We start from the raw sequence: 16,292 nt of genomic DNA, 5'->3' as shown, positions 1-16,292 counted from the left end.
CCCTTGAAACCATGTGGGCCTTATCGAGGCCCTGAAGGCTTTGTTCGGCGCAGGGCTCAAGCCCTGCGCCCGATCCGATTAGCTAGCGACGATATTGACCAGTTTGCCAGGCACCACGATCACTTTGCGGATCGTCAGGCCTTCGGTGAAGCGCAGCACGTTCTCGTTGCAGCGTGCGGCCGCTTCGACTTCTTCGCGGCTGGCGCTGGCCGGCATGTCGATATGGCCACGCAGTTTACCGTTGACCTGGATAACCAGTTGCAGCGTGTCCTGTACCAGGGCGCTGTCATCCTGTACCGGCCAGCGCGCATCGATGACCGCGTCGCTGTGGCCCAGGCGGTTCCACAGTTCGTGACTGATGTGCGGCGTGATCGGCGCCAGTAGCAGGGTGACTGTTTCCAGGCCTTCCTGTACCAGTGCGCGGTCTTGTTCGGTGACCTGCGGGGCTTTTTCCAGCACGTTCATCAGGGTCATCACCTGGGCGATGGCGGTGTTGAACTTGTGGTTCTGGCCCACGTCCTGGCTGGCTTGCTTGATGGCCAGGTGAGTGCTGCGGCGAATGGCTTTCTGCTCGTCGTTCAGGGCCGCCACGTCCAGCTTGGCCGGCAGGCCCTGGCTGACATGGGCGTGCGCCAGGCGCCAGACGCGCTTGAGGAAACGGTGCGAACCTTCGACGCCGGAGTCGGACCATTCGGCGCTCATGTCGGGCGGCGAGGCGAACATCATGAACAGGCGGCAAGTGTCGGCACCGAACTGATCGATCATCGACTGCGGATCGACGCCGTTGTTCTTCGACTTGGCCATCTTCTCGGTGCCGCCGATTTCCACCGGCAGGCCGTCGGCGATCAGCTTGGCGCTGATGACCTTGGCTTTGCTGTCGCGCTCAAGTTGGACATCCGCCGGGTTGAACCAGGTGTAGGCGCCATTGGCTTCGCGGCGATAGTAAGTCTCGGCGATCACCATGCCCTGGGTCAGCAGGTTCTTGAACGGTTCGTTGGAGGTCACCAGGCCTTCGTCACGCATCAGCTTGTGGAAGAAGCGCGCGTACAGCAGGTGGAGGATGGCGTGTTCGATACCGCCGATGTACTGATCCACCGGCAGCCAATGGTCGGCCGCGGATTTCTCGACCAGGCCGCCCTCGTAGTGCGGCGAGGCGTAGCGCGCGTAGTACCACGACGACTCGACGAAGGTGTCCATCGTGTCGGTTTCGCGCTTGGCCGGCGCGCCGCATTTCGGGCAACTGCACTCGTAGAACTCAGGCATGCGCGCCAGTGGCGAACCGGCGCCGTCCGGCACCACGTCTTCCGGCAGCACGACCGGCAGTTGGTCTTCCGGTACCGGCACGTCGCCGCAGGTGTCGCAGTGGATGATCGGGATCGGGCAGCCCCAGTAGCGTTGGCGGCTGATACCCCAGTCGCGCAGGCGGAACTGGGTGCGCGAGGCACCGAGGTTTTTCTTGATCAGCGCCACTTCGATGGCGTCGAAGGCACCTTGGAAGTCCAGGCCGTCGAACTCGCCGGAGTTGATCAAAGTGCCGTGCTCGCCGTAGGCGTCCTGCCACGGGGCCGGGTTGGTGTTGCCCGAGCTGGTACGCACTACCGATTTGATCGGCAGGTTGTACTGGGTGGCGAATTCGAAGTCGCGCTCGTCGTGGGCCGGTACGGCCATGACGGCGCCATCGCCGTAGTGCATCAGCACGTAGTTGGCGACCCATACCGGCAGTTTCTCCGCCGTCAATGGGTGCTCGACGAACAGCCCGGTCGGCAGGCCTTTTTTCGCTTGGGTGGCGACGTCGGCTTCGGCCACGCTGCCGCCTTTGCATTCGGCGATGAACGCGGCAAGCTCAGGGTTGTTCTGTGCGGCTTGGGTGGCCAGCGGGTGTTCGGCGGCCACGGCGACGTAGGTCGCGCCCATCAGGGTATCCGGGCGGGTGGTGAAGACCTTGAGGGCACCGGCCTCGCCGATCGAGTCGACGTTGTACGGGAACTGTACTTCCATGCCCTTGGATTTGCCGATCCAGTTGCGCTGCATGGTCTTGACCTGTTCAGGCCAGCCCGGCAGGTCATCGAGGCCCGACAAGAGCTCATCGGCGTAGGCGGTGATCTTGAAGTAGTACATGGGGATCTGGCGCTTTTCGATCACCGCGCCGGAACGCCAGCCGCGACCGTCGATCACCTGTTCGTTGGCCAGTACGGTCTGGTCGACCGGGTCCCAGTTCACGGTGCCGTTCTTGCGATAGATCACGCCTTTTTCGAACAGGCGTGTGAACAGCCATTGCTCCCAGCGGTAGTAGTCCGGCTTGCAGGTGGTCACTTCGCGGGACCAGTCCACCGCCAGGCCCAGGCTGCGCAGTTGGGTCTTCATGTAGGCGATGTTCTCGTAGGTCCACTTGGCGGGAGCTACGTTGTTTTTCATCGCGGCGTTTTCCGCCGGCATGCCGAAGGCGTCCCAACCCATGGGTTGCAGGACATTCTTGCCTTGCATGCGCTGGTAACGGGAAATCACGTCACCGATGGTGTAGTTGCGCACGTGCCCCATGTGTAGCTTGCCGCTGGGGTAAGGGAACATCGATAGGCAGTAGTAAGTCTCCTTGCCCGGCTGTTCACTGACTTCAAAGGACTTTTGCTCGTCCCAGAAGGTTTGGGCGGCATTTTCTATTTCACGGGGCTGATATTGTTCGTGCATGGCTACTTTTGAACTGAATAGGGGTGGCCTAATCCTCTTCGGAGCATTGTCCAGGTAGATCGACACCAAAAAGCGGCGCGTCCGTGCCCAAACCTTGCGGGAAGTGGAGTTACAGGAAGCGCCGTAGCATACATGACCCCACTCTATCGAGGGAAACCCTGATTGCGCGGTCGAGGCCGTCTGTCGCGGCGCCAGGCAGGCGCAGCCACGGGGACTACGCTGTTTATTGGGGAGCAAGTCTTTCTTCAATGAGGTGAGGGGATGGTTGAATCGCAGCGAACCGCAACGAAACCGGAAATCTACGAAGGATTGATCGACCGATTGGGTCGTGCATTGGATGCAGCGAGGACTGCGGGCCGATTGCGTGATGAGCGGCCTGTGGAGTTGGAACTGCGCGGGTTGAGCCGCGCGGAGCTGGAGTTGATCAAGGCTTATCTGGAACGCAACAAGCGCAGTGCGCCTCCCTGGGTGGCAACCCCGCCAGCCAAAGAGCCCACGCACTCTGCCAAGGTGGTGTGGCTCAAGGACTTGCCGGCCGGCCGTGGCCCGGAAACACTCCGGTCCGCCCGCTACAAGTAATTCACTCCCCGCGCAGCCGCACCCGCGTGTATGTCACTGTAAAGATTGTCGCTAAACCCCGTTACACCTTAGGCTTCGGGCATCTTTGGAGATGCCCGATGCCTATTCGTTACTTCATCAAACAACTGCTCCTGCCGCCCGGCATTCTTTTGCTGCTGCTGGCGTTTGCCTGGTGGTTTCGCCGCAGTCGCCCACGGTTGGCGGGCTGTTGCTTCGCCTTGGGCCTGGGCGGCATGTGGTTGGTCAGTTTGCCGGTGATGGTGGAGTGGGGCGCGCGTGCCCTGGAGACCGAGCCGCCATTGGCGCCCGAGCAGTGGGCGACACTGGCGCAGCGTGCCGACGCCATTGTGGTGCTGGGGTCGGGGCGCGAGCGTGGGGACCCGGCGTGGGGCAGCGACCAGCCTACCGGTGTCGGCCTGGAGCGCCAGCGCTATGCCGCGCGACTGGCCAAGGCCTCCGGGTTGCCGGTGCTCACCACAGGCGGCTTGCATTACGGTACGCCGCCCAGCGAGGCGCAGTTGATGGCGGTGTCGATGCAGGACGATTTCGGCGTGAGCGTGCGCTGGAAGGAAGAGCGCAGCCGCACCACCTGGGAAAACGCGCAGATGAGCGCTGAAATCCTATTGCCGGCGGGCGTCAAGCGCGTGGTGGTTGTGTCTCAGGCCTGGCACATGTCGCGGGCGGTTTGGAGTTTTGAAAAGGCTGGCCTCACCGTGGTGCCGGCGCCTGTGGGGTTCCTGGGCGTGGACAACGCCCGGCCGCTGGGCGGCTGGATGCCGGAGTTCAAGGCGGTGTGGCAGAGCGGGCAGTTGATCAACGAGGCGGTGGGGCAGGTGGGTTATCGGTTGTTCTATCGCTGACCCTACTGATTAAAATGCAAAAAATGTGGGAGGGGGTTTGCCCCCTCCCACATTGAGTCAGACAGTTTTGGCCATCCGGGCCGCCAGCAGCGCCCAGCCAAACAGCACCAGGCACACAATAATCAACGGCCACGAACGCCATTGCAGGTACGGCGTGAGGTCGTGCATCGGCACTACTTCGCCATACAGGATGCCGCGTTCGAACTGCGGGATCTGCGCCGTGATCTGCCCAAACGGGTTGATCAGCCCGGTCACGCCATTATTGGTGGCGCGGATCATCCAGCGGCCGGCCTCCAGCGCGCGCATCTGCGCCATTTGCAAATGTTGCAACGGACCGATCGAGCGGCCGAACCAGGTGTCGTTGCTGATGGTCAGCAGCAGGTCGCTCTGGGCCGAGAGGCTGGCGGCGAATTCCGGGTACACCACTTCGTAGCAAATGAACGGCGCGATCTGATAGCCCTTGGCCTGCAACATGGCCTGGTCAGCGGGGCCGCGGGCGAAGTCCGACATCGGCAGATCGAAGAAGGCGATCAGCCCGCGCAGCATGTCCTGCAGCGGTACGTACTCACCGAAAGGCACCAGTTTCTGCTTCAAGTAGGTGCCGTCGCCTTCACCCACCACGGTGATGCCGTTGAAGTAGCGCTTCTGATGATGCACTTCCTGGCGAATGGGTACCCCGGTGATCAGCGCGGTATGCCGGTCGGCGGCGAACTTGCCCATCATGCCCAGGTAGCCCTCTACCGATTCCTTGAGCACCGGCACGGCGGTTTCCGGCCAAACCAGCAGGTCGACGGGCTTGGACGTGAAGCTCATGTCGCGGTACAGGGCCAATTGCGCGTTGAGCTGCTGCGGGTCCCATTTCATGCTTTGTTCGACGTTGCCCTGAATGGCCGCCACGGTGAGTGGGGCGCCGGAAGGGCTGGTCCAGGCGTGATGCTTGAGGGCCAAGCCGATAGCCCACGGCGCAACCAACAGCACCAGGCCCGCACCGATAAAAGCATTGCGCTTGGCGGCCAGCAGGCGCGGCAGGTTGCACAGCAAGGCGGCCGTGAGTGCCAGGGCAAAGGAAATCAGCCACATGCCGCCCACGGGCGCCAGGCCGGTGAGCGGGCCATCGAGTTGGCTGTAACCGGAATACAACCACGGGAAACCGGTGAGGAACCAACCGCGAAAGGCTTCCTGGCCCACCCATAACGCGGCGAACGTCAGCGCATCCGCCAACGGCGCTTCATTGCGACGTAACCAGCGTGCCCATAACCAGGCTGGCAGGGCGAAGAACCAGGCGATGGCGGCGGTAAACAACAGCATCAAAAAGCCAGCCAGCAGCACCGAAGCGCCACCGAAGTGGTGAATGCTGTAGTAGATCCAACTGGTGCCGGCGCCAAACAGGCCGAAACCGAAACACCAGCCACGGCCAAGCGCCTGACGCGGGGTGAGTTCCCGCAAGCCCACGTAGAACAATCCCGCCGCCACCAGTGCAAACGGCCACAGATCGAACGGCGCCAGCGCCAGGGTGGTGATGGCGCCGGCCACCACGGCCAGCAAGTTACCGGGCCAGCCGGGTGCGATCAAACGGCGCATGTCAGTCCTTAGCGGGCAATAGGTGTCAGGCGAATCAAGTGGATCCTGCGGCTGTCCGCATTCAGGATGCGGAAGCGATAGGCGCCGATCTCGGTGGTTTCGTTACGCTTGGGCAGATGGCCAAACGCATTCATCACCAGGCCGCCAACGGTGTCGAACTCATCGTCGGAGAATTCGCTGTCGAAGAACTCGTTGAAGTTCTCGATCGGCGTCAGCGCCTTGATCAGGAAGTCACCGCTGGGCAGCGGCTTGATGTAGCTGTCTTCTTCGACGTCGTGTTCGTCTTCGATGTCGCCGACGATCTGTTCCAGCACGTCTTCGATGGTCACCAGGCCCGCCACGCCGCCGTATTCGTCGATCACAATGGCCATGTGATTGTGGTTGGCGCGAAATTCGCGCAGCAGCACATTCAGGCGCTTGGATTCGGGGACGAACGTGGCCGGACGCAGCAGGTCCTTGATGTTGAAGCTGTCACCGTTCTCCTTGAGGATCAGCGGCAGCAGGTCCTTGGCCAGCAGGACACCCATGACGTCGTCATGGCTTTCACCAATGACCGGGTAGCGCGAGTGCGCCGAGTCGATCACGGCCGGGAGGAACTCCCGTGGAGTCTGGGTCGCCTTGATGCTGATCATCTGCGAGCGCGGGACCATGATGTCACGCACTTGCAGGTCAGCCACCTGGATGGCGCCTTCGACGATGGCCAGCGCTTCGCTGTCCAGCAACTTGTTCTGATGGGCCTCGCGCAGCAGCTCCAGCAGCTCCTGGCGGTTTTTCGGCTCGTGGGCAAAAGCCTGGGTCAGTTTACCCAGCCACGACTTCTGCCCGTTGCTCGATCGGTCTTCGCTCATAGCGATTACTCTGAATCCTTTATCGTTACAGTTAGTAGGTGATGTTCAAGCTTCGTCAGCTGCATACGGGTCGGGATGACCCAGTTCTGCAAGCAACGTTCGTTCCAGTGCTTCCATTTCCTCGGCTTCCTCATCGTCTATATGGTCGTAACCCAAGAGATGCAAGCAACCGTGAATGACTAGATGAGCCCAGTGGGCTTCAAGTTCCTTGTTTTGCTCCTTCGCCTCACGCTCGACGACCGCGACGCAGATCACCAGATCGCCCAGCAAGGGAATGTCCAGTAACTCATCGGGTACGTCGGCGGGGAAGGACAGCACGTTGGTCGCGTAGTCCTTCTGGCGCCAGGTGTGGTTGAGTTCGCGGCCTTCTGGCTCGTCCACCAGGCGGATGGTCAGTTCCGAGTCGGCGCTGCGCTGGCGCAGGGCCAGCTCGCACCATTGGCGAAACTGCGCTTCGCTGGGGGCGGGCGCGTCGCTGGCCAGTTGCAGGTCTAGCTCAAGCATCGCGGCGAACGTCCTTTGACAGCCCGTCATCACGGTGTTCGAAGCGCTCGTAGGCCTCGACGATGCGCTGCACCAACGGGTGGCGCACCACGTCCTTGGGCATGAAGTGCGTAAAGCTGATGCCCGGCACGTCCTTGAGCACCTCGATCACCTGGCCCAGGCCCGACTTGGTGCCCTTGGGCAGGTCGACCTGGGTGATGTCGCCGGTGATCACGGCAGTGGAGCCGAAACCGATGCGGGTCAGGAACATCTTCATCTGCTCGACGGTGGTGTTCTGGCTTTCGTCGAGGATGATGAAGCTGTTGTTCAGCGTACGGCCGCGCATGTAGGCGAGCGGGGCGATCTCGATCACCTGGCGCTCGATCAGCTTGGCCACGTATTCGAAGCCGAGCATCTCGTAGAGCGCGTCGTAGAGCGGGCGCAGGTACGGGTCGATCTTCTGGGCCAGGTCGCCGGGCAGGAAGCCGAGCTTTTCACCGGCTTCAACCGCTGGGCGCACCAGCAGGATGCGGCGTACTTGCTCGCGCTCCAGGGCATCGACCGCGCAGGCCACGGCCAAGTAGGTCTTGCCGGTACCGGCCGGGCCGATGCCGAAGTTGATGTCGTTGCCGAGGATTTCCTTGACGTAGCGCTGCTGATTCAAGCCGCGAGGGCGAATCATGCCTTTTTTGGTGCGCAGGGCCACGCTGGCTTCGGCCACGGGATTGTTGGCCAGGTCTTCCACGGCGGACTCTTGCAGGTACAAGTGCACCGTTTCCGGCGACAGTTCACTGCCTTTGGTCTCGCGATAGAGACGACGCAGCAGGTTCTCTGCGGACGTGGTGTGTTGGGGTTCACCAATAAGCTCGAACTGATTGCCGCGGTTGCGGATCTCGATGCTCAGGCGTTGTTCGATCAGACGCAGGTGCTCGTCGAACTGTCCGCACAGATTGGCGAAACGGCGAGCCTCAAACGGCTCGAGGAGAAAACGATGGGGTTCTACTATGGGTGCGTTCAAGGTCGCTTTTAGCCGCCCTTTGGCTGTTGATGTGAAAGAGAGAATAACGCCAGTGGCGCGGGTGCGAAAGCACTTACGTCATCGCAATGCTGCACGGTTCCAATGTGGGAGGGGGCTTGCTGCCGATAGCAATGGGGCAGTCAGTACATTTGATACTGACACACCGCTATCGGGAGTAAGCCCCCTGCCACACTGGATCACATTTATTGCACCAGCGAGCCGCGCAACGAGTGCGGTTGCGCCGCATCGATATGCACATCGGCAAACTGGCCGATCAAGGTCGGGTTGTCGCAGCGGAAATTGACGATGCGATTGTTCTCGGTGCGGCCCTGCAATTCACCGGGGTCTTTTTTGGAGTAATCGGTCACCAGAATGCGCTGGATCGAACCGACCATTTGTCGGCTGATCTCGAAGCCCTGCTGGTTCAAGCGATGTTGCAGCGCATTTAGCCGTTCCTTCTTCAGCGCCTCCGGTGTTTCGTCCAGCAGGTCGGCCGCCGGTGTGCCTGGGCGCTGGCTGTAGACGAACGAGTAGGAAAAGTCGAAACCAACGTCTTCGATCAGCTTCATGGTTTGCTGGAAGTCTTTCTCGGTTTCGCCGGGGAAGCCGACGATAAAGTCCGAACTGATGCAGATGCCCGGCACCGCTGCGCGTAACTTGCGCAGTTTGGATTTGTATTCCAAGGCCGTGTGGTTGCGCTTCATCGCCGACAGAATGCGGTCCGAACCCGATTGCACCGGCAAGTGCAGGTGCTTGACCAGTTCCGGTACCTCGGCGTGAGCCTGGATCAGGCTGTCGGAGAACTCCAGCGGGTGCGAGGTGGTGTAGCGAATGCGTTCGATACCGTCCACCGCCGCCACCACGCGGATCAGTTCCGCCAGGTCGGCCAGGCGCCCGTCATGGGTCTGGCCACGATAGCCGTTGACGTTCTGGCCGAGCAGGGTCACCTCGCGCACGCCGTTTTCGGCCAGGTGGATGATTTCCGACAGCACGTCGTCAAACGGCCGGCTGACTTCTTCGCCACGGGTGTAGGGCACCACGCAGAACGTGCAGTACTTGCTGCAACCTTCCATGACCGACACATAGGCGCTTGGCCCGTCGATGCGTGGCTCGGGCAAATGGTCGAATTTTTCGATTTCGGGGAACGAGACGTCAACCTGCGGCAGCTTGGTAACGCGGGCGGCGTCGATCATTTCCGGCAGGCGGTGCAGGGTTTGCGGGCCGAACACCACATCTACGTAGGGGGCGCGATCGCGGATGGCGGCGCCTTCCTGGCTGGCCACGCAACCGCCGACAGCGATCACCATGTCCGGGTTGGCCAGTTTCAGTTCACGCCAGCGACCCAGTTGCGAGTACACACGGTCCTGGGCCCGTTCGCGGATCGAGCAGGTATTGAGCAGGATCACGTCGGCATCTTCGGCGCGGGCGGTGACTTCCAGGGCCTGGTGTTCGCCCAGCAGATCAACCATGCGCGAGCTGTCGTACTCGTTCATTTGGCAACCGTGGGTTTCGATATAAAGCTTCTTGGCCATGGGAATCGTCAACTGGTGGTAAAGAACCGCGCATTATAGGGGGCATGCCCATTGGTTCCTAGCGTTGTGCATCGGGTGCCATGCTATAGTTCGCGCCCTCTTTTATATCCCCGATGTGTTATTCGCCCACCATGACCAAACGTGAAGCTCCAATCTACAAGGTGATTTTCCTCAACCAGGGCCAGGTGTTCGAAATGTACGCCAAGCAGATCTATCAAAGTGATCTGTGGGGCTTCCTGGAGGTGGAAGAGTTCGTCTTTGGCGAGCGCACCCAGTTGGTCGTCGACCCGGGCGAAGAAAAGCTCAAGGCTCAGTTCGAAGGCGTTGTGCGCAGTTTTGTGCCGATGCATTCAATTGTGCGCATCGACGAAGTGGAGCGCCTGGGCACGCCGAAAATCAGCGAGGCGCGGGGCGTGAGCAATGTCATGCCGTTTCCGATGCCGATGCCTGAGAAGTAAGGCTGGTGGGTCAGGGCAGGGGCGAGAAGGGCGAGCGCCCATCGGCGCTCTGCAATTCCTGCAGGTAGTTGCGGAAAATCTGCCCCAGCACCTGGGTCGCCACTTCCAGTTCATCGCGTTGCATGTGCTCGGCGACCTCGTCGGCGGTGTCCAGCGCGTCTTCGGCGCCGTTGACCGCGGCCATTTTCAGCACGATGTACGCCTGAACGTTATTGGCCGGTACGCCTTCACCTTTGAAGAACATGGTGCCGAGCTGGAACTGTGCCTGGGCGTGGCCCTGCAACGAGGCTTTCTCGAAGTAACTCAAGGCCTTGTTAAGGTCACGGGCGGGGTTTTTGCTGTCGTGGTAGTACTCGCCCAACTCGTATTGCGCCTGCGCATCCCCACCGTCGGCCTGCTTCTGGCACGCGCTCAGGGCTTCGGCCTGGCTGTCCGGCTGGGTATTGAGGGTGCAACGACCCATCGCTGGGATTAACAACGAGTTGCCGCCTGCTTGTGCATGTGCCAGCAGCGGCTGAAGGAGCAACAGGCAGCCCAGAACCAGGGTGCGGCCGGTGCGTTTCATGGGAATCGACTTACCTCTGACGGGGCACGCGGACCCTCGTAGGGTCCAATAAGCGCGCATTATGAAATAAGCAGGCCCCTGCTTACAAAGTCTTTACTCGTTTTTCTGCTGGTCAGGCAAGTTATCTGCCGGATTACAGGTGAATTCTCAGACAAATAGGGAAATATCTGTAAGCAAGGTAGCAAATTTGACACCGCATGGGCGGTGTCAAACCTGCGCGGCTGTTTATTTCAGGGCTGCGAACGCGCGTTCAGCGGCATCCAGAGTCAGTTTCAACTCGGCATCACCATGGGCGATTGACGTAAAGCCTGCTTCAAAGGCGCTTGGTGCCAGGTACACACCGCCTTCCAGCATCAGGTGGAAGAAGCGCTTGAACAGGCCGGCGTCGCTGGCCATTACGTCATCGAACGTGACGATATCGTCGGCGCCGCTGAAGTACAGGCCGAACATACCGCCGGCCTGGGTCGTGACGAACGGGATACCGGCTGCATCCGCACGTAGTTGCAGGCCGTCGAGCAGGCGCGTGGTGTAGTCGGTCAGCTCGGCATGGAAGCCCGGGCGGCTGATCAGGCGCAGGGTGGTCAGGCCGGCGGCCATGGCCAACGGGTTACCGGACAGGGTGCCGGCCTGGTAGACCGGGCCCAGCGGCGCGATGTGCTGCATGATGTCGCGCTTGCCGCCGAAGCAGCCGACCGGCATGCCGCCGCCGATGATCTTGCCGAAGGTGCTCAGGTCCGGCGTGACGCCGTAGTGCGCCTGGGCGCCGCCGAGGGCAACACGAAAACCGGTCATCACTTCGTCGAAAATCAGCACCACGCCATGCTTGTCGCACTGCGCGCGCAGGCCTTCGAGGAAGCCCGGCGCCGGCGGTACGCAGTTCATGTTGCCGGCTACCGGCTCGACGATGATGCACGCCACCTCCTGGCCCACTTCGCTGAGCATCTGCTCGACGGCGCCGATGTCGTTGAAGGGCAGGGTCAGGGTGTGTTTGGCGAACGCCGCCGGCACGCCGGCCGAGCTTGGCACGCCCTGCGTCAGCGCGCCGGAGCCGGCTTTGACCAGCAGGCTGTCGGAGTGACCGTGGTAGCAGCCTTCGAACTTGATGATGCTGTCGCGGCCGGTGAAACCGCGCGCCAGGCGGATCGCGCTCATGGTGGCTTCGGTGCCGGAGCTGACCATGCGCACCATTTCCATCGACGGCACGATTGAGCACACCAGGTCAGCCATTTCGGTTTCCATGGCAGTCGGCGCGCCATAGGACAAACCGTGTTCCAACTGTTTGCGCACCGCATCGAGCACGTCCGGGTGGCTGTGGCCCAGGATCATCGGGCCCCAGGAACCCACGTAGTCCACATAGCGTTTGTCGTCTTCGTCGGTGACGTAGGCGCCTTCGGCATGTTTGAAGAACAACGGCGTGCCGCCGACGCTTTTGAACGCACGCACGGGCGAGTTCACACCGCCGGGGATGTGCTTCTGGGCATTGGCAAACAGGGTTTCGGAACGTGACATGTGCGGGCTCTCTAAACTGAATATTTAAGAAGGTCGTTAAAGGCGCGGGCGCGGCGCGTCACTTCCTGGGTGGTGTCGGCACCGAATAGGCCGTGCACCGCCGCGAGCAGGTCGGCGCCGTGGGCCACCAGGGGTTCGGCGTTCTCCAGGGTGACGCCGCCGATCACGCAGATCGGCAGGTGCAGGCGCTTGCGCGCATCGGCCAGCATTTCAACGGTGGCGGCCGGGGCGCCGGGCTTGGTCGTGGAATTGAAGAAGCGACCGAAGGCGACATAACTGGCGCCTTCCTGTGCGGCCTGCTCGGCTAGTTCGATCCGGCTATGACAGGTGGCACCAATGATCGCCTTGGACCCGAGCAGCGCACGGGCTGGCGTCAATGGGCCGTCGGTCTGGCCCAGATGCACGCCGACGCCCAGGCGCGCGGCCAATTCGGCGTCGTCGTTGATGATCAGCTGGGTTTTATAGCGCGCGCACAACTCCTTGAGCTTTTGCGCTTCACGCAGGCGCCGGGCGTCATCGCTGCTTTTGTCGCGGTATTGCAGCAGGGTCACGCCACCTTCCAGCGCCGCTTCGACGTAGGCGAGGAATTTGCCGGCCAACAGTTGGCTGTCGGTAATGGCGTAAAGGCCACGTAATTTCATCGTGCAGGCCTCTCGGTATCAGGAGCAGAAATCCAGTGGCAGGCGGCGCGGTACAAATTGGCCCTGCCCGAGTTGCTCGGCGTCACGCAGGGTGCGCCAAGTGTAGTTGAGCGCCGATTGCACCGCGCTGGCCAGGCTTTCGCCCTGGGCGATCCGCCCGGCCAGGGCGCTGGCCAACGTGCAGCCCGAACCGTGATAGCTGCCCGGCAGGCGCTGGCAGGTAAAGGTCTGGCGCGTGCCATCGCGGCTGTACAAGCGGTTATGCACTTCATGCTCATCGCCATGGCCACCGGTGATCAACAGGTGCTTGATAAACGGCAGCAGCTTGTCGGCGCATTCGTCCGCCGTGCCGTGCGGCAGTTCGGCAAGGATGCGCGCTTCGGGCAGGTTGGGCGTGGCGATCAGCGACAAGGGCAGCAGCCGCTCGCGCATGGCGTAACCCACTTCATCCTTGCCCAGGCTGCCGCCGCCGCCGGCCCGCAGCACTGGGTCGCATACCACCGGCAGGTGCGGGTGCGCCTGCAGCAGTTCGACCACGGTGTCGACCATCGCGGTGGAGCCGAGCATGCCCAGCTTGACCGCCGCCACTTCGGAGTCGCCGAGCACGGCATTGGCCTGGGCCAGCACCCACTCGCGGTCGAGCACGCGGAAATCGCTGACATTGACGGTGTTCTGCACGGTCAGCGCGGTGACGGCCGGAGCCGCGTGGCAACCCTGCGCGAGCAGGGCTTCGATATCTGCCTGCAAGCCGGCGCCACCACTGGGATCATGGCCGGAGAGACAGAGAACAACAGGGCGAGAGCTGTAGATATTCATGGTGCGCGAGCTTACCACCAAACGCTTTTTGCGTGGCTGTCGGGCGAAGGGGGATTTTTGACGGGAAATAGTGCTTTTGGATGCGCAATTAATCGTTACAGCGCTCTGTAAGCCTTGTACTAGAGCCTTTGTGGGAAATCTTCAATGGTGTCCAATGGCCTTTGCCGGCTATGCTAGAGTGGATCCAAACAACTTAACTGTATTGCCGGTGTACGTCTGCTCAAAAGGAATGGGGGCTTTTGACACGACCGGACAGGCCACGCTGGGGCTCTATGCGCTATTTGCTGATTTTATTGTTGTGCGGGCTACCGATGCTCGCCAGCGCCATCGAGTTCAACCAGGACACGCGCAGCCTGCCGCTGGGCCGAGCCATGCAAGTGCTCGAAGACCCGACCGATGCCCTCACCATTGCCCAGGTCAGCGCACCTTCCGCCGCCCGGCAGTTCAAGCCCCACGATAAAGACACGCTCAATGCCGGCTACTCGCGCTCGGTGTTCTGGCTCAAGGTCGACCTGCACTATCTGCCTCAGAACCGCGAGGCCCAGCGCACCTGGTTGCTGGAACTGGCTTACCCGCCGCTGGACCACCTCGACCTGTACCAGCCCGACAGCACCGGCACCTATCGCCTGGCCGGGCGCACCGGGGATGCGTTGCCGTTTTCGGCCCGTGAGATTCGCCAGAACAACTACCTGTTCAAGCTCGACTTCACCCCCGGCGAGGCGAAAACCGTTTACCTGCGCCTGCAAAGCGAAGGCTCGATCCAGGCGCCGCTGACCCTCTGGTCCAGCACGGCGTACCTTGAGCAACAGCCGTTGCGCCTTTACGTCCTGGGCCTGATCTATGGCGTGCTGCTGGGAATGCTGGTGTACAACCTGTTTATCTACCTCAGCGTGCGCGACACCAGCTACCTCTATTACATCTTCTATATCGCCTCGTTCGGCATGTACCAGTTGTCGGTCAACGGCGCGGCGGTGGAGTACTTCTGGCCGAACAACCCCTGGTGGGCGAATGCCGCGACGCCTTTTCTGATCGGTGCATCGGCGCTGTTTGGCAGCCTGTTTGCGCGCAGTTTCCTGCACACCGCGCAACACAGTCGCTGGATCAACCGCCTGCTGCTGGCGCTGGTGGCCTGCGGCGCGGTGGTGATGTTGCTGTCGCTAATGACCAGCTACGCACTGGCGCTGCGCCTGGCTACGGGCCTGGCGCTGGTCTTCACCCTGAGCATTTTTGTGGCCGCCATCAATGCCTGGTACTGCGGCCAGCGGGTGGCGCGCTATTTCATCATCGCCTGGTCGGCGTTCCTGCTGGGCGGGGTGGTGAACACACTGATGGTGCTGGGCTACCTGCCTAATGTGTTCCTGACGATGTACGCCAGCCAGATCGGCTCGGCAATTGAAGTGGCGCTGCTGTCGCTGGCCCTGGCCGACCGCATCAACGCAATGCGTGAACAACAGGCGCAGATTCTGCTCGACGCGAGCCAGAAGCTCGAAGTGCTCAACCAACAGTTGGCGCGCAGCAACCGGCTCAAGGATGAATTCCTCGCCACCCTGACCCACGAACTGCGCACGCCGATGAACGGGGTGATCGGCTCGTTGGAGCTGATGCAAACCGTGCCCCTGGACAGCGACCTGGCGCAGTACCAGCAAACCGCCGCCGGTTCGGCGCGGGACATGATGCGCATGGTCAACGGCATCCTCACCCTGACCGAATTGCAGGCCGGGCGCTTGAGTGCCCAGCCTCAGGTGTTCAGCCTGCGCGGCGTGCTCGACAGCCTGCGCCAGCAATTCAATGCCAGCGCCCAGAGCAAAGGCCTGGCGTTTTCCATCGACGTGGCCGATGAACTGCCGGACCGCGTGCGCGGTGACGCCGACAAGCTGCTTCAGTGTCTGGACTGCCTGCTGGACAACGCCTTCAAGTTCACCCACCAAGGTGCCGTGCGCCTGCGTGTGGTGGGGGTGCCGGAGAGTGATGGCGGCTTGCGCCTGAGCTTTATCGTCACGGACACCGGTATCGGTTTTGCCTTTCTCGACGAGGCCACGCTGTATCAGCGCTTCTTCCAGCTTGATGGTTCCACTACCCGCGAATACGGTGGCCTAGGTATCGGCCTGGCCATCTGCCGGCAACTGATCGAGTTGTTGGGCGGGCGGCTCACCCATCACTCCGAACCGCGCAAAGGCAGCCGGTTCCAGTTGGACCTGTGCGTCAGCCCGGTGGCGTCCGAGCCTAAACCCGCGCCCGATCACCAGCGCTCGCCCCAGGAGTGCACGGTGCTGTTGGTAGATGACAACAGTGTCGGGCAACTGGTGGTGCGCGGCATGTTGCTCAAGCTTGGTTACCGGGTGAAAACCGTGGACAGCGGCCCGAGTGCTTTAGGGGCGTTGCAGGCGGGCAATTTCGACGGCGTGCTGTTGGATATGCCTGAAGGTGATTTCTCGTTGTGCTGCCAGATCCGTGCACTGCCGGGCTGCGGCGAGCTGCCGGTGATCGCTGTGAGCCCATCGCTGAACGTGGCTGAGCGTGAGCACTGCGAGGGCATCGGCATCTCCGAGCGCCTCGCCAAACCCGTACGCTTCGACGCGTTGCAGAGGGTATTGGAGCGCCGGGTTCTGGCTGTAATGGAGGGTGAAAGCGCCGTCAATTCGGCGGGTATGCCACTTTTTTAAGCCAGGTTACGGTGCTTAACTGACCTTCAGGCCCCATCCAAACGCGGCCTTTTT

Annotated in this window: 14 protein-coding genes; 4 read left to right on the top strand and 10 right to left on the bottom strand. The window is 61.7% G+C overall.

Annotated features, from left to right (window positions below; translation table 11 throughout):
* Positions 1–78: 78 nt before the first annotated feature.
* Complete coding sequence (gene leuS / locus KSS96_RS25215) at positions 79–2,685, bottom strand: leucine--tRNA ligase (protein WP_217855443.1); 2,607 nt, start codon at positions 2,683–2,685, stop codon at positions 79–81.
* A gap of 261 nt (positions 2,686–2,946) precedes the next feature.
* Between leuS and KSS96_RS25210 the strand changes: the two genes are divergently transcribed.
* Both KSS96_RS25210 and KSS96_RS25205 read left to right on the top strand, forming a co-directional pair.
* Entirely contained in the window at positions 2,947–3,264 is a 318-nt protein-coding gene (locus tag KSS96_RS25210) for a hypothetical protein (RefSeq protein ID WP_017528928.1), read from the top strand.
* Positions 3,265–3,362: 98 nt separating this feature from the next.
* Positions 3,363–4,124: a YdcF family protein gene (locus KSS96_RS25205; protein ID WP_065876737.1), complete on the top strand. Its 762-nt coding sequence runs from the start codon at positions 3,363–3,365 to the stop codon at positions 4,122–4,124.
* A 57-nt stretch (positions 4,125–4,181) separates the two neighbouring features.
* Here the strand turns inward: KSS96_RS25205 and lnt are convergent, their stop codons facing one another.
* The 5 genes from lnt to miaB all read right to left on the bottom strand — a co-directional run bounded on the left by lnt (position 4,182) and on the right by miaB (position 9,586).
* Positions 4,182–5,705, bottom strand: coding sequence for an apolipoprotein N-acyltransferase (gene lnt / locus KSS96_RS25200; RefSeq protein ID WP_017528926.1), 1,524 nt, complete (start codon positions 5,703–5,705; stop codon positions 4,182–4,184).
* A gap of 8 nt (positions 5,706–5,713) precedes the next feature.
* Positions 5,714–6,553 carry a CorC family transporter gene (locus KSS96_RS25195; RefSeq protein ID WP_017528925.1) on the bottom strand — a complete coding sequence of 280 codons (840 nt, stop codon included), beginning with the start codon at positions 6,551–6,553 and terminating at the stop codon, positions 5,714–5,716.
* 45 nt (positions 6,554–6,598) lie between these two features.
* Positions 6,599–7,057 carry an rRNA maturation RNase YbeY gene (gene ybeY, locus KSS96_RS25190; protein WP_017528924.1) on the bottom strand — a complete coding sequence of 153 codons (459 nt, stop codon included), beginning with the start codon at positions 7,055–7,057 and terminating at the stop codon, positions 6,599–6,601.
* Positions 7,050–8,054 carry a PhoH family protein gene (locus tag KSS96_RS25185; protein WP_003176276.1) on the bottom strand — a complete coding sequence of 335 codons (1,005 nt, stop codon included), beginning with the start codon at positions 8,052–8,054 and terminating at the stop codon, positions 7,050–7,052. Before KSS96_RS25185 ends, ybeY begins: the two co-directional genes overlap by 8 nt.
* Before the next feature lie 203 nt (positions 8,055–8,257).
* The gene (miaB, locus tag KSS96_RS25180; RefSeq protein WP_017528923.1) at positions 8,258–9,586 is read right to left on the bottom strand and encodes a tRNA (N6-isopentenyl adenosine(37)-C2)-methylthiotransferase MiaB; all 1,329 of its coding nucleotides are present in this window, start codon (positions 9,584–9,586) and stop codon (positions 8,258–8,260) included.
* A 131-nt stretch (positions 9,587–9,717) separates the two neighbouring features.
* Between miaB and KSS96_RS25175 the strand changes: the two genes are divergently transcribed.
* Positions 9,718–10,044: a DUF1820 family protein gene (locus KSS96_RS25175; protein WP_003236992.1), complete on the top strand. Its 327-nt coding sequence runs from the start codon at positions 9,718–9,720 to the stop codon at positions 10,042–10,044.
* 10 nt (positions 10,045–10,054) lie between these two features.
* Here KSS96_RS25175 and KSS96_RS25170 read toward each other — a convergent pair whose 3' ends face one another.
* The 4 genes from KSS96_RS25170 to KSS96_RS25155 all read right to left on the bottom strand — a co-directional run bounded on the left by KSS96_RS25170 (position 10,055) and on the right by KSS96_RS25155 (position 13,575).
* Positions 10,055–10,609: a tetratricopeptide repeat protein gene (locus KSS96_RS25170; RefSeq protein ID WP_017528921.1), complete on the bottom strand. Its 555-nt coding sequence runs from the start codon at positions 10,607–10,609 to the stop codon at positions 10,055–10,057.
* Positions 10,610–10,834: 225 nt separating this feature from the next.
* A complete protein-coding gene (hemL, locus tag KSS96_RS25165) occupies positions 10,835–12,118 on the bottom strand; it encodes a glutamate-1-semialdehyde 2,1-aminomutase (RefSeq protein WP_017528920.1) in 1,284 nt (427 codons plus the stop codon).
* 11 nt (positions 12,119–12,129) lie between these two features.
* Positions 12,130–12,759: a thiamine phosphate synthase gene (gene thiE / locus KSS96_RS25160; RefSeq protein ID WP_065876739.1), complete on the bottom strand. Its 630-nt coding sequence runs from the start codon at positions 12,757–12,759 to the stop codon at positions 12,130–12,132.
* A gap of 18 nt (positions 12,760–12,777) precedes the next feature.
* The gene (locus tag KSS96_RS25155; RefSeq protein WP_017528918.1) at positions 12,778–13,575 is read right to left on the bottom strand and encodes a hydroxymethylpyrimidine/phosphomethylpyrimidine kinase; all 798 of its coding nucleotides are present in this window, start codon (positions 13,573–13,575) and stop codon (positions 12,778–12,780) included.
* Between the two features lie 272 nt (positions 13,576–13,847).
* On the opposite strand from KSS96_RS25155, the gene KSS96_RS25150 reads away from it, so the two are divergent.
* Positions 13,848–16,238 (top strand): hybrid sensor histidine kinase/response regulator, encoded by a 2,391-nt coding sequence (locus KSS96_RS25150; RefSeq protein WP_068935241.1) that lies wholly within the window; start codon positions 13,848–13,850, stop codon positions 16,236–16,238.
* Positions 16,239–16,292: the final 54 nt, after the last annotated feature.

Source organism: Pseudomonas asgharzadehiana, from assembly GCF_019139815.1.
Classification (GTDB): Bacteria; Pseudomonadota; Gammaproteobacteria; order Pseudomonadales; family Pseudomonadaceae; genus Aquipseudomonas; species Aquipseudomonas asgharzadehiana.
Note: the sequence above shows the minus strand (reverse complement) of the source record. Positions and strands in the feature narration are given on the sequence as shown.

What these genes read in the sequence shown, in the direction of transcription:
- leuS (WP_217855443.1), bottom strand. Translation starts at nt 2,685, where the DNA reads ATGCACGAACAATATCAGCCCCGTGAAATAGAAAATGCCGCCCAAACC.
- KSS96_RS25210 (WP_017528928.1), top strand. Translation starts at nt 2,947, where the DNA reads ATGGTTGAATCGCAGCGAACCGCAACGAAACCGGAAATCTACGAAGGA.
- KSS96_RS25205 (WP_065876737.1), top strand. Translation starts at nt 3,363, where the DNA reads ATGCCTATTCGTTACTTCATCAAACAACTGCTCCTGCCGCCCGGCATT.
- lnt (WP_017528926.1), bottom strand. Translation starts at nt 5,705, where the DNA reads ATGCGCCGTTTGATCGCACCCGGCTGGCCCGGTAACTTGCTGGCCGTG.
- KSS96_RS25195 (WP_017528925.1), bottom strand. Translation starts at nt 6,553, where the DNA reads ATGAGCGAAGACCGATCGAGCAACGGGCAGAAGTCGTGGCTGGGTAAA.
- ybeY (WP_017528924.1), bottom strand. Translation starts at nt 7,057, where the DNA reads ATGCTTGAGCTAGACCTGCAACTGGCCAGCGACGCGCCCGCCCCCAGC.
- miaB (WP_017528923.1), bottom strand. Translation starts at nt 9,586, where the DNA reads ATGGCCAAGAAGCTTTATATCGAAACCCACGGTTGCCAAATGAACGAG.
- KSS96_RS25175 (WP_003236992.1), top strand. Translation starts at nt 9,718, where the DNA reads ATGACCAAACGTGAAGCTCCAATCTACAAGGTGATTTTCCTCAACCAG.
- KSS96_RS25170 (WP_017528921.1), bottom strand. Translation starts at nt 10,609, where the DNA reads ATGAAACGCACCGGCCGCACCCTGGTTCTGGGCTGCCTGTTGCTCCTT.
- hemL (WP_017528920.1), bottom strand. Translation starts at nt 12,118, where the DNA reads ATGTCACGTTCCGAAACCCTGTTTGCCAATGCCCAGAAGCACATCCCC.
- thiE (WP_065876739.1), bottom strand. Translation starts at nt 12,759, where the DNA reads ATGAAATTACGTGGCCTTTACGCCATTACCGACAGCCAACTGTTGGCC.
- KSS96_RS25155 (WP_017528918.1), bottom strand. Translation starts at nt 13,575, where the DNA reads ATGAATATCTACAGCTCTCGCCCTGTTGTTCTCTGTCTCTCCGGCCAT.
- KSS96_RS25150 (WP_068935241.1), top strand. Translation starts at nt 13,848, where the DNA reads ATGCGCTATTTGCTGATTTTATTGTTGTGCGGGCTACCGATGCTCGCC.